Below are 12370 nucleotides of genomic sequence, written 5' to 3'. Positions count from 1 at the left end.
CTGGCAAAGCCAGTTCCGCCGCGTTCCCGGTTCGGACCTTTCGCGCCGGAGGGTCCCGGTTTTCAGTTGGTGCTGGCCAGGACCTTGGCGAACATGGCACTGTCCACATTGCCTCCGCTCAGGCTGACGCCCACGCTCAGGCCCTGGAGGGTTTCCTTTTCCTGCCACGCGGCCGCGAAAGCCGCCGCGCCGGCGCCTTCGGCGAGGTTGTGCGTGTCGGCGAAGAGGGTGCGCATGGCGGCGGCCACTTCGTCGTCTGTCACCCGCACGATGTGGTCCAGGTGCGGTGCGAGCACGGCCAGCGCGTCGGCGTCGGCCACGCGGCAGGCCATGCCGTCGGCCAGTTCGGTGGTCACGGGCGCTTCGACCACGCGACCGGCCGCGATGGAGTCCGCATACGTGGTGGCGTGCGCGCTGACCACGCCGACGATGCGGGCCTGGTGGCCCAGGGCGAGCTTGGCGGCGATGGCCGAACACGCGCCCGAGCCCTGGCCGATGGGCACGTAGACCACGTCGAGCTGCGGCACGGCCTTGAAGAACTCCCACCAGTAGGTGCTCACGCCGCGCAGCAGGTCCTTGTGGAAGCTCGGCACCATGTGCGCGCCGCGTTCGGCGGCCAGCCGCATCGCGTGTTCGCGGCTTTCCTGGAAGTCGGCGCCGTGTTCGATCAGGTTCACCCCCAGCGCGCGCATGGCCGCGTTTTTCTCCAGCGAATTGCCGCGCGGTACCACGATGCTGCAGGCCACGCCGTGCGTGCGCGCCGCCCAGCCGATGCTCTGGCCGTGGTTGCCGCGCGTGGCGCTGACCACCTCGCGGGGCAGTTCGCCGCGCTGGCGGAGCTGGTCGAAGTAGGTCAGGCCACCGCGGATCTTGAACGCACCCACGGGGGTGTGGTTCTCGTGTTTGATCCAGCAGTCCGCGCCCAGGCGCTGGCTCAGCGTGGCCCAGCGGTACTGCGGCGTGGCCGGGAATTCGCGGTACACCACCCGGGTGGCGGCTTCGATGTCGGCAAGGGTGGGCAGGGTATGGGGCATAAATTGAAAAAGGGAGGCGTCAGAACAGCGAGGCGAGGGTGCGCGGGCCTTGGGGCGTGTCAAGCTGTGCGGTGAGCGCGGCCGGGCCCGGCGCCACGGCCACACCGTCCAGGCAGACCGCGACCAGCGCTTGCTGCAGCCGCGGCGCTTCGGGGTGGGCGAGGGTGAGGGCTTGCAGCGTCAGGCCGCTGTGGGGCATGGACGCGGCCGGGTGTGTGTCGCCCCACTGGATCAGCGTGGGCAGCGCGCCGTCGAACAGGCGCTGGCCGTCGTCGCGCACGGTGATGCGCCATTGCAGCAGGCCCTGCGGTGTGGGGCGCGAGGCGCCGATCACCGGGCCGCGCCCCATGCCGAGCGCCTGCAGACGGGCGTGGGCCGCTTCGATGTCGGGCACGCTGGCCACCCAGTGCACCAGTTGCGGCCCGTGTTGCGCCAGCCGCTCTTGCAGCGCTGGGTCGTCCAGGTCGAACCAGCGCTTGCGCCCGGCCAGACGCGGCGGTGTGGCCTGCGGGTTCACCGCGATGATCTCCAGGTAGGCGCGCGGCGCGCTCGCGCAGGCCAGCCGCAGCAGGCGGTTGTGCGTGCCGAAGAGCGCGTGTTCCCCGCCCGGGCCGGGCGTCACGCCCAGCGTGGCTTCGCACCAGGCGACCCCCTCGTCCAGCGTGCGCGCGGCCACCACAAGGTGGTCGATCTGGGCGTGTGGCTGTGCGCTCACAGCGTCACGTGCCCGGCGATGCAGGTGACGGAGGCGCCGCCGACCCAGATGCTGCCGCTGGCTTCGCGCTCGACGTGCACGCGGCCTTCGCGCGCCATCGCCGTGCCCTGCGCGGCCACGTAGCGCTCGGGCGCCAGGCCGGCGCCGATCAGCCATTGCGCGAGCGCGGCGTTCAGACTGCCGGTCACCGGGTCTTCACACAGGCCGTTGTTGCCGGGGAAGAAGGCGCGCACTTCGAACTGCGTGTCGTGTTCGTCGTGGGCTCCGACCACGCCGACCTTGCCGCGCGGCCCCACCACGCCGATGTCCAGCCCCGCCAGCACCGCGCCGTCGGGCTGGAGGGCCAGCACCTGCTCGGCGCTTCGCAGCATCACGCCGCGCCAGTTCGGTCCGTTGTCGCACCAGGCGTGGGCGGTGATGTCGCCGCGCGCCACACCCAGGCCGCGCGCGATCAGCGCCACGTCTTCTTCGGGCAGTGGACCGCTCTTGATCAGCGGCGGCGCCGCAAACGCCAGCCGTTGACCATCGCGCCGCAGCCGCACCAGGCCCACACCACATTCCTGCACCACGTGTTCAGCGCGCGGCACACCGCCCGCTTCCAGCCAGGCGTGGCAACTGCCCAGCGTGGGGTGGCCGGCGAACGGCAGCTCGCGGCCCGGGCAGAAGATGCGCACGCGATAGTCCGCGCCGGCGGCCGCGCCCTCGGGTGTGGGCGGCAGCAGGAAGCTGCATTCCGAGAGATTGGTCCAGTTGGTGAAATGCTGCATCTCGGCGGCCGACAGGCCGGTGCCATCGAGCACCACGCCCAGCGGGTTGCCGCGGTAGGGGGTGGTGGTGAACACGTCCACCTGTTTGAACGGGCGTTGCTGCATGGGGTGTCTCCAGGGTCAGGACAAAGGCTGGTCCAGCACGCCGCGGCTGGCCGGGTGGGCCAGCCAGTGCGCGTACCAGCGTTGAAGGTGGGGCCAGGCCGGGCGCGGCTGGGGCAGGCCCCACCAGCGGTGTACTTCGCAGGCGATGGGGATGTCGGCCATGGTGAGCGCGTCGCCCGCCATGAAGGCGTGGAGGGCGAGGTGGTCGTCGAGTTGCTGGAACAGCGGCTCGGTGGCGGCCACCGAGGCGGCGATCACCTTCGGGTCGCGCTGCGCGGCCGGCGTGCGAATCCACTGTTTGAAGCCGGGGCTGCCCGCCGGGTTCAGCGTGGTCTGCTGCCAGTCCATCCAGCGCTCGGCGTTGAAGCGCTGTTGCAGGTCCTGCGGGTACAGGGCCGAGCCTTCGCGGCAACACAGGTAGCGCACGATCACGTTCGACTCCCAGAGCGTGAAGTCGCCGTCCTGCAGCAGCGGCACCAGGCCGTTGGGGTTCCAGGCGCGGTAGTCCGGCGTGTCCACGACGCCAAAGCTCAGGCCCGCGTCGGTGCGCTCGAACGGCAGCCCGAGCAGCTGCGCGCACAACACCACTTTGCGCACGTTGATCGAACTCAGGCGACCCCAGATGCGCAGCATGGTGCTCAGCCTGGTTGCTGTTGTTCCCGGATCGCCTGGGCCAGCGCGGCCACGCCGATGTGGATCTGCTCCACGCTGGCGGTGACGAACGACAGGCGCAGCGCGCGCGGGTCCGGTTCGCTCGCGTAGAACGCGGCGCCCGGCACGAAGGCCACGCCCTTATCCACCGCCTTGGGCAGCAGCTCCACCGCGCTCATGCCTTCGGGCAGGCGCACCCAGAGGAACATGCCGCCATCGGGCGAGTTCCACTGCACGTTCAGGCCGGCCATTTCGGTCTTCAGCGCATCGAGCATCGCGGCGCACTGGCGCTTGTACAGCGCGCGGATGGTGGGCACGTGGCGCTCCAGGAAACCGTCTTTCAGCACCTCGGCCACCATGCGCTGGTTGAAGCTGGGGCTGTGCAGATCGGCTGCCTGCTTGGCCTGCAGCAGCTTGGGCATGATGGCCTTGGGCGCGACCACATAACCGAGCCGCAGGCCGGGCGCGAGCACCTTGGAGAACGAGCCCAGGTAGATGCAGCCTTCGGGGTGGCGCGCGGTCAGTGGCTTCGGGGGCGGCTGGTCGAACCACAGGTCGCCGTAGGGGTTGTCTTCCACCAGCGGCAGGCCGATGGCCGCTGCGCGCTCCACCAGCGCCTGGCGCCGCGCCTCGCTCATGGTGCGGCCGGTGGGGTTCTGGAAATTGGGCAGCACGTAGAGGAAGCGGGCGCGCTCGGCGCCGTGGCCGGTCTTGCGCTCGAGGTCGTCCACGTCCACGCCCTCGGCGTCGCTGGCCACGCTTACCACCTCCGGCTCCATCGGGGCGAAGGCCTGCAGGGCACCCAGGTAGGTCGGCGTCTCCACCAGCACGCGGCTGCCCGAGTCGATCAGCACCTTGGCCACCAGGTCCAGGCCCTGCTGGCTGCCGGTGGTGATGAGCACCTGCGCCGGGTCCACGTCCCAGGGCAACTGGGCCGCGATCATCTCGCGCAGCGGCGCATAGCCTTCGCTCGAGGCGTACTGCAGGGCGGCGCGGCCGTCGGTGCGCAGCACCTGGGCGCAGGCCTCGGCGAAGGCGTCGACCGGGAAGGTCTTGGGCGAGGGCAGGCCGCCCGCGAAGCTGATGATGCCGGGCTTCTCGGTGACTTTGAGGATTTCGCGGATCACCGAGGGGTTCATGCGCTCGGCGCGGCGCGCGAGGGTCCAGGGGTTGGCCATGGGCAGATCGTTGGGTTTCATGTGCATCTCCGGTCGTTCGGTCGTTCAGTCAATCAACAATGAAAAGGGTGGCGCCCTGAGGCGCGCTGGATCGGTGCGGTTCGGCGCTGTCGGCCACCTGGTAGCTCATGCCGGGTGTCAGCGTGAAGCGGCGGCCGTCTTCCAGCTCAGTGTGCAGCTCTCCGCTCAGGCACAGCAGGATGTGGCCCTTGGTGCACCAGTGGTCCGACACGTAGCCGGGGGTGTATTCGACCATGCGCACGCGCACGTCGCCCAGCTGCCGGGTACGCCAGAAGGCCTGGCCGGCCTGGGCGCTTTTTTCCTCGCGTGGCAGGGACGACCAATCGGTGGTGTCAAAAGGGATGTGGTGCAGCTGCATGTTCAGTCCCTCACGGAAACGCAGGTTTCGATACCCACCGCGAACCCGGCCGGCGCTGAGCGACTTCGGAGCGGCCGGGCGGCGTTCATGCGGGAACCTTCTGGTGCACGGGCATCTTTTTCCCGGCGTAGACGGTGGCGATCACCGCCAGGGCGAAGACCAGCGTCACCCCGTCCAGCCGTTCGCCCACCAGCGGCACGGCAAACAGCAGGCTCAGGAACGGCTGCACCAGCTGGATCTGGCTCACGCGCACCGCGCCAAGCGCCAGCGCGCGGTACCAGGCGAAGAAGCCGATCCACATGGAGAACAGCGCCACATAGACGAAACCCCACCAGCTGACGGCCGCGATGGCCGCCACGTCGGCCGGCGCAAACAGCCAGGCCATCGGGAGGGTGAGCGGCAGGCTGCTCATGAGCACCCAGCAGATCACCTGTTCGGCGCCCAGCCGCGGCGTGAGGCGTGCGCCGCCGATGTAGCCAAAGGCGCCCGTGGTCATGGCGATGAGGAGGTAGATGTTGGCCGCGCCCAGGTACAGCCCGCCCGCGCGCCACACCATGTAGGCCAGCACCAGCCCGCTGCCCAGCACCGCGCAGGCCCAGAAACCGGGGGAGGGCCGCTGGCGGAACCACAGCGCGCCCAGAACGGCCGTGGACAGCGGCAGCAGCGCCGTGACCACCGCGCCATGGGTGCTGGGCACGTGCCGCAGCGCCAGCGCCAGAAACAGCGGGAAGCCCACGATCACGCCAAACGCGGTCATGCCCACCAGCGGCCACTCGGCCTTTCGCGGTACCTTGAGCTGCCCTTGGGCGCGTTGCCACAACAGATACAACAAGGACAACACGCCCGCCACCGCCGCGCGCCCGAAGGTGACGAACCAGGGCGAGAGCTGCGGCGCCTCGGCGCTGCCCACGGCCAGCCGCGTCATCGGCAGCGTGGCGGCAAACAGGGCCACGCCCACCAACCCCCAGAGCAGGGCTTCCTTTTCCTGGGCGGCATTCATGGCCGGCCCCCTTGCTGCGCTCCCACCATCAGCATCCACAGGGCCGTGACCACCAGCACCAGGGCCAGCACACGGTTGAACCACAGCAGGCGCCGGCCCTGCGCCAGCCACTGGCGCAGCAGCGAGCCGACCAGGGCGTAGAGGAAGTTGCTGCTGAAGGCGAAGCCCACCATCACGCCGCAGATGATGGCCAGGCGCTGCCCCGGGTTGTCCGCGGGCTGCCCGGCCGCGTTGACCACCCAGCCCGCGGTGAGCGTGAGCGCCAGCATCCAGGCCTTGATGTTCAGGAACTGCAGGCCCACGCCCTGCCAGAAGCCCACGTTCAGGCGCGACGCGTCCACCTGCGAAAGCTGCCCCGCGCCGGCCAGCTTCCAGGCCAGCCACAGCATGTAGACCACGCCCAGCAGCGTGACGCCCCAGCGCAGCGCCGGCACGCCGGTGATCAGCGCGCCCAGCCCCAGGCCAGTGGCCAGCATCAGCAGGGTCCAGCCCGCGGGCACCGCCAGGCAAAAGCGCAGGGCGCGCCGCAGGCCCAGGTTGGCCGCCAGCGCAGTGGACAGCGTCGTGTTCGGCCCCGGCGAAAAACTCATCGCAGTGCAAAACAGCAGCAGGGCGGTCAGCTCGGAGGCGCTCATGGGCGGGGTGGGGCGGTGGTTCGGTCGGTCTTGTCAATCGATGGGGTTCAATGTAATCTTTCAAAGCAGTACACAATCAGTACAGTTAACCAGTGCAGACGACCAACTGTATGGTTCGTCGTGACAGTACAGACACGCCCCCCAGGATGCGCCACCATGTTGATGAAGTCTTCCACGCAGTCCCTGACCGAGCAGTTGGCGACGCGTTTCGCCGAGCGCATCCGCAACCGGTTGATGGCGCCCGGTGCGCGCCTGCCCTCGGTGCGCCAGTGCGCGCTGCAGCACGACGTGAGCCCATCCACCGTGGTGGCCGCCTACGACCAGTTGCTGGCGCAGGGGCTGGTGGAGGCGCGCAAGAACCGCGGCTTTTTCGTGCGGGAGTCGGCGCCGGAGCGCGCGGACCAGGCCACGCAGACGGGGCTCGAGCCCGGACAGGCGGGCATCGCGGCGGCCAACTGGAACACCGCCCACTGGATGGCCATGCGCGGCCCCGGGCCCAATGCGCCTCCGGTCAACGCCACCGCGCTGATCCGCGGCATGTTCCACAAGATCAGCAACAAGCCCCAGCCCGGCATGGGCGTGTTTCCGCCCGAGTGGCTCGAATCGACCTTCATGCCGGCGGCCGTGCGCAAGGTCACGGGCACGCGCGCGCTGCAGGACTTTTCCCTGCAATACGGCGAGCCGCTGGGCGACGGCGGGCTGCGCCGCGTGCTGGCCAAGAAACTGGCCTCGCTGAACGTGCTCACCGCGCCCGAACACATCATCACCACCGTGGGCGCCACCCACGCGCTGGACATCGTCAGCCGCACGCTGCTGCGCGCGGGCGATCCGGTGATGGTGGAGGAGCCCGGCTGGGCGGTGGAGTTCGCGCGGCTCTCGGCGCTGGGCATGCACATCCTGCCCGTGCCGCGCCGTGCCGACGGCCCCGACCTGGAGGTGATGGCAAAGTACTGCGAGGTGCACAAGCCCAAGCTCTATGTGAGCGTGAGCGTGTTCCACAACCCCACCGGCTACTGCCTCTCGCCCGGCAGCGCGCACCGTGTGCTGCAGCTGGCCAACCAGCACGACTTCCACATCGTCGAGGACGACACCTACAGCCACATCGCGCCCGAACACGCCACGCGCCTGAGTGCGCTGGACGGGCTGCAGCGCACGATCTACGTCAGCGGCTTCGCCAAGATCCTTGCGCCCAACTGGCGCATAGGCTTCCTGGCCGCGCCGCCCGCCCTGGTGGAGCCTTTGCTGGACACCAAGCTGCTGGCCACGCTGACCACGCCGGCCCTGCTGGAGAAGGCCCTGGCGCTGTGCATCGAGCAGGGGCAGTTGCGGCGCCATGCCGAGCGCATCCGCACCCGGCTGGATGCGGCGCGTGCGCGCAGCGTGAAGCTGGCGCTGGCGGCGGGCTGCCGTTTCGCGGCCGAACCCACGGGCCTGTTTGGCTGGGTGGACACCGGCGTGGACACCGATGTGTTGGCGCAGCGCATGCTGGACGAGGGCTATCTGCTCGCGCCCGGCGCCTTGTTCCACGCCGCGCGCGCGCCCAGCACGCTCATGCGCATCAATTTCGCGACCACGCAGGACGCGGCCTTCTGGCGCGTCTTCAGTCGCCTGGTGGCTCAGCACTGAGCAGGGCCGACAGGGTGGCGTCGATGCGTTCCGCCTCGGCCTGCATCAGCGGCAGCACGCGGCCAAACAGCGGCCAGTCGCCCGAGCGCGCCGCCAGCTCCAGGCCCTTGGCCAGGCGCGCACCGCGCTCGGCGGTCATGCTGCCCAGCGAACCCTTGAGCCCGTGGGCGTGGGCCACCGCCAGGTCGGCGTTGCGGGCCTGCAGCGCCTGTTGCAGCTGCTGCAGGCGTTCGCCGAGGTCGCTGCGCATGGCCAGCGCGAGCTGGCACAGGGTGGTGTCGTCGCCGTCAAGCCGGCGGCGCAGCGCGTCGAGATCGAGCGGCCCTGCGGGCGCCGCACCGGTGGCGGCGGCCGGATCGGGCGCCAGCTCCACGGCCTCGTGCCAGTCGCTGAGCACACCCGAGACACGCATCAGCACCTCGTCCATGGTGCGGATCAGGGTTTGCGGGCTCACCGGCTTGGGGATGTAGCCGTCCATGCCGGCGGCCAGGCAGGCCTCGCGGTCGCCCGGCATGGCGTTGGCCGTCACCGCGACGATGGGGGTGCGGCGCACGCGCCGGCTGGCTTCGAGCTCGCGGATGCGCTGGGCAGCCTGCAGACCGTTGGTGCCGGGCATCTGCACGTCCATCAGCACCAGGTCCACGCCGCCCTGTTCCCACTGCGCCACGGCCTGTTCCCCCTCGCGCGCCAGTCGCACTGTGCAGCCCAGACGCGTGAGCAACTGTTGCATCAGCAGCTCGTTGACCGGGTGGTCCTCGGCCAACAGCACACACAGCCCGGCAAAACGCCGCCCGGCTTGCGCCACCCCACTCAGTTCCATCGGTGCGCTCTGTGGCCCGGCATCTGCGGCCGGGTTGCCCATGGGCAGCGTCACGGTGAAACAGCTGCCCTGGCCCAGCTCGCTCACCAGTTCGATGCTGCCGCCCATCAGTTTGACCAGCTGCGAACAGATGGCCAGACCGAGCCCGCTGCCCCCGTGACGGCGCGCGGTGGAGGCGTCGGCCTGGGTGAACGCGTCAAAAATGCTGGCCTGGTGCTTGCGGGCAATGCCCACGCCGCTGTCTTGCACCTGCAGCCGCAAGCGTTGCGGCGCCGTCGCGCTGGCGGCGAGCACGCGCGCGGTGATCGCGATGCGCCCGCCGCGCGGCGTGAACTTCAGCGCGTTGGACAGCAGGTTGCCCAGCACCTGGCGCAGCCGCCCCGGGTCGCCCTGCATGCGCTCGGGCAGATCGGGTGCCAGCAGCAGGCTCCAGCCCAGCGATTTGGCATGCGCCTGTTCACCGTAGAGAGCGCTCACTTCCTGCAGCGTGTCGCGCAGCAGGAAGTGCACGTTTTCCATGGGCAGCTTGCCTGCTTCGATGCGCGAAAGGTCCAGCACATCGTTGAGCAGGTCCAGCAGGGCGTGGGCCGACTTGTCCATCAGGTCGAGCCAGCCCGTCTGTTCGGGGTTGAGCGGGGAGTCGATCAGCAGGCGCGTCAGACCGATCAGGGCGTTGAGCGGGGTGCGCACCTCGTGGCTGATGTTGGCCAGGAACTCGCTCTTGGCCCGGCTGGCTTGCTCGGCCAGCTCGCGGGCGCGCACGCCCGCTTCTTCCACCCGCTTGCGCTCGCCAATGTCCGCGTGTGTGCCCATGAGGCGCAGCGGCCGCCCCGTGGCGTCCTGCTCCGTGACCATGCCATGGCTCTCGATCCAGAGCCATCCGCCGGCGGTGCGCACGCGGTACTGCACCACGCCGCGCTGCCGCCGCCCGGTGCGCAGGTGGCGCGCGGCGGTCTGCACCAGTCCGCGGTCGTCCGGGTGCACGAGTTCAAGCAAGGCGGTGGTGTCCCAGTAGCCGTCCATGGCCACGTTGCCCAGCATCTCGCCCCAGCGCGCGGTCAGGTACACCTGGGGCGAGCGCAGTTGCCAGTCCCACAAGGCGAGGCCGGCCGCGTCCACGGCCAGCTGCAGGCGGTACTTGGTGGCGTCCAGTGCTTCTTCGGCCAGCAGACGGCTGTTGGACTCCCAGTGCACCGAGCTGCGCAACTGGTCCAGCTCGTGGTTCTGGCGTTCCACCTCGGCCAACAGCTGCTGGGTGCGCTCGCGCTCAGCGAGCAGTTCCTGGCGTGCGCGCTGCAGATCCTGAGCGATGCGTTGGGGCGTCGTGGGCATGAAAGACGGGCTGCGTGCGGTCCTGGCACGAAAGGCGTCAGCTGCCGCCGAGCGCCTCCCAGCGCTCCAGAGCCTGCAGCCACTCCGTCTCGATATCGGCATGCCGGGCGCCAAGTTGAGCGGCGCGTGCGGGGTCCGTGGCAAAAAGTTGACCGTCGGCGAGAGCGCGGTCGATGTCACCTTGCTCGGCTTCGAGCGCGGCGATGCGCGCGGGCAGCGCATCGAATTCGCGCTGCTCCTTGTAACTCAGCTTCGGTTTGGCCGTAACGCTGGGCGTTTTGGCGGGTGCGGGCGTTGCAGGAGGACCGGACGTGGTGGCCGCCGGCGTGCGATCGCGCTGCAAGGCCTCGGCACGGGCCGACTGGGTCAACCAGTCCTGCACGTCGCCCACGTATTCGCGCCAGCGCCCCTCGCCCTCGGACACCAGTGTGCTGGTGACCACGTTGTCGAGAAAGCGCCGGTCGTGGCTGACCAGGAACACCGTGCCCTCGTACTGCTGCAGCAGGTCCTCCAGCAGCTCCAGGGTATCGATGTCCAGATCGTTGGTCGGTTCGTCCAGCACCAGCACGTTGGCCGGGCGCGCGAACAGTCGGGCCAGCAGCAATCGATTGCGTTCGCCACCCGAGAGGGTGCGCACTGGCGCGTTGGCGCGGGCCGGGGAAAAGAGGAAGTCGCTCAGATAGCTCTTGACGTGGGTGCGCTTGTTGCCGATCTCGATCCACTCGCTGCCGGGGCTGATGAAATCCTCCAGCGTGGCGTCGAGGTCGATCTGGTCGCGCATCTGGTCAAAGTACGCCACCGTCTGTTTGCTGCCCTGGCGCACGGTGCCGCTGTCGGGCGCCAGTTCCCCCAGGATGATCTTCAGCAAAGTGGTCTTGCCCGCGCCGTTGGGCCCGATCAGACCGATCTTGTCGCCGCGCAGGATGGTGGCCGTGAAATCGCGGATCACGGTGCGTTGCCCGCCGTCCGCGCCCGGGAACGACTTGCTGATGCGGTCGAGCTCGGCGACGATCTTGCCGCTGGCGTTGCCGCTGGCCACCTCCAGCTTCACGCTGCCCAGGGTGTTGCGGCGCTGCTCGCGCTGGGCACGCAGCCGCTCCAGGCGGGTGATCCGGCCTTGCGCACGGGTGCGGCGCGCTTCCACGCCCTTGCGGATCCACACCTCTTCCTGGGCCAGCAGCTTGTCGGCGCGCGCGTTGATCACCGCTTCCTGCGCCAGCTGTTCTTCCTTGAGCAGTTGGTATTGCGCGAAATTGCCGGGGTAGCTCAGCAGGCGCCCGCGGTCCAGTTCCACCATGCGCGTGGCCACCCGGTCCAGAAAGGCGCGGTCATGGCTGATGGTCACCACACTGCCGGGGTATTCCAGCAGCAGATCCTCCAGCCAGGTGATGCTGTCCAGATCCAGGTGGTTGGTCGGCTCGTCCAGCAGCAGCACATCCGGGCGGCTCACCAGCGCCTGGGCCAGTGCCACGCGCTTTTTGTTGCCACCGGAGAGTTCGCCCACCCGCACATCGGGCTCCAGATGCAGCCGGTGCAGCGTTTCCTCCACCCGTTGTTCCCAGTTCCAGGCGTCCAGCGCCTCAATGCGGTTTTGCAGGGCGTCCAGATCCAGGCCGTCGGCACCACTCAGATAGAGATCGCGCGCGGCCTGGGCATCGGCCAAGCCCAGGCTGGCGGCTTCGAACACCGAGCTTTGCAGATCCAGAATGGGTTCCTGGGGCACATAGGCCACCCGCAGCCCGGTCTGGATTTGCAGGGTGCCGTCATCAGGCTTCTCAAGGCCGGCAAGTATCTTCAGCAGCGAGGACTTGCCGGTGCCGTTGCGCCCGATCAACCCCACGCGTTCCTGGACCTCGAGCGCAAAGTCGGTGTGATCAAGCAGCGCAACATGGCCATAAGCCAGTTGCGCATTCAACAGAGTGATAAGTGCCATGGGAAGGTGAGAGTCAGAAGTGACGCAGATTATCCCTGCGCATGAGGTGATGCATCATTGGGTAGATGGCGCTCCCATGCAGGGGCTCCTGCTGGGAGCGCCACTCCATACATATGTATGCCCAGTCCATGAACCCAAGGGCAGGGGGTTCACCAAAACAAAACTTTTTTAGCGAACTTTGACAAAGTCAAAAAA

At 69.0% G+C, this 12370-nt stretch carries 11 protein-coding genes; 1 reads left to right on the top strand and 10 read right to left on the bottom strand.

The annotated features are described in order from the left end of the window. Positions 1–62: 62 nt before the first annotated feature. From HTA01S_RS23390 to HTA01S_RS23355, 8 genes are all read right to left on the bottom strand, one after another. Positions 63–1034, bottom strand: coding sequence for a threonine dehydratase (locus HTA01S_RS23390; RefSeq protein WP_068176041.1), 972 nt, complete (start codon positions 1032–1034; stop codon positions 63–65). Between the two features lie 19 nt (positions 1035–1053). Next, positions 1054–1749: a VOC family protein gene (locus HTA01S_RS23385; protein ID WP_068176039.1), complete on the bottom strand. Its 696-nt coding sequence runs from the start codon at positions 1747–1749 to the stop codon at positions 1054–1056. After that, complete coding sequence (locus HTA01S_RS23380; RefSeq protein ID WP_068176034.1) at positions 1746–2621, bottom strand: PhzF family phenazine biosynthesis protein; 876 nt, start codon at positions 2619–2621, stop codon at positions 1746–1748. The genes HTA01S_RS23385 and HTA01S_RS23380 overlap by 4 nt, the downstream gene beginning before the upstream one ends. 15 nt (positions 2622–2636) lie before the next feature. Then, complete coding sequence (locus HTA01S_RS23375) at positions 2637–3254, bottom strand: glutathione S-transferase family protein (protein ID WP_068176029.1); 618 nt, start codon at positions 3252–3254, stop codon at positions 2637–2639. Between the two features lie 5 nt (positions 3255–3259). Next, on the bottom strand, positions 3260–4471 hold the full coding sequence (locus HTA01S_RS23370) for an aminotransferase-like domain-containing protein (protein WP_174545217.1): 1212 nt from the start codon (positions 4469–4471) through the stop codon (positions 3260–3262). A 28-nt stretch (positions 4472–4499) separates the two neighbouring features. Then, the gene (locus HTA01S_RS23365; RefSeq protein ID WP_068176025.1) at positions 4500–4829 is read right to left on the bottom strand and encodes a DHCW motif cupin fold protein; all 330 of its coding nucleotides are present in this window, start codon (positions 4827–4829) and stop codon (positions 4500–4502) included. A gap of 85 nt (positions 4830–4914) precedes the next feature. Further along, on the bottom strand, positions 4915–5829 hold the full coding sequence (locus HTA01S_RS23360) for a DMT family transporter (protein ID WP_068176022.1): 915 nt from the start codon (positions 5827–5829) through the stop codon (positions 4915–4917). After that, positions 5826–6464, bottom strand: coding sequence for a LysE family translocator (locus HTA01S_RS23355; protein ID WP_068176019.1), 639 nt, complete (start codon positions 6462–6464; stop codon positions 5826–5828). Before HTA01S_RS23355 ends, HTA01S_RS23360 begins: the two co-directional genes overlap by 4 nt. Positions 6465–6620: 156 nt before the next feature. Here HTA01S_RS23355 and HTA01S_RS23350 point away from each other — a divergent pair, with 156 nt between their 5' ends. Continuing rightward, positions 6621–8090: an aminotransferase-like domain-containing protein gene (locus tag HTA01S_RS23350; RefSeq protein ID WP_068176016.1), complete on the top strand. Its 1470-nt coding sequence runs from the start codon at positions 6621–6623 to the stop codon at positions 8088–8090. On the opposite strand, the gene HTA01S_RS23345 is transcribed toward HTA01S_RS23350, so the two are convergent. Together HTA01S_RS23345 and HTA01S_RS23340 are read right to left on the bottom strand one after the other, a co-directional pair. After that, positions 8065–10242, bottom strand: a complete 2178-nt coding sequence (locus HTA01S_RS23345) for an ATP-binding protein (RefSeq protein ID WP_068176012.1) — start codon at positions 10240–10242, stop codon at positions 8065–8067. The genes HTA01S_RS23350 and HTA01S_RS23345 overlap by 26 nt on opposite strands. A 37-nt stretch (positions 10243–10279) precedes the next feature. Further along, positions 10280–12175, bottom strand: a complete 1896-nt coding sequence (locus tag HTA01S_RS23340; RefSeq protein ID WP_068176009.1) for an ATP-binding cassette domain-containing protein — start codon at positions 12173–12175, stop codon at positions 10280–10282. Between the last annotated feature and the right edge of the window lie 195 nt (positions 12176–12370).

The sequence above is a fragment of the Hydrogenophaga taeniospiralis CCUG 15921 genome (genome assembly GCF_001592305.1).
Taxonomy (GTDB): domain Bacteria; phylum Pseudomonadota; class Gammaproteobacteria; order Burkholderiales; family Burkholderiaceae_C; genus Hydrogenophaga; species Hydrogenophaga taeniospiralis.
Note: the sequence above shows the minus strand (reverse complement) of the source record. Positions and strands in the feature narration are given on the sequence as shown.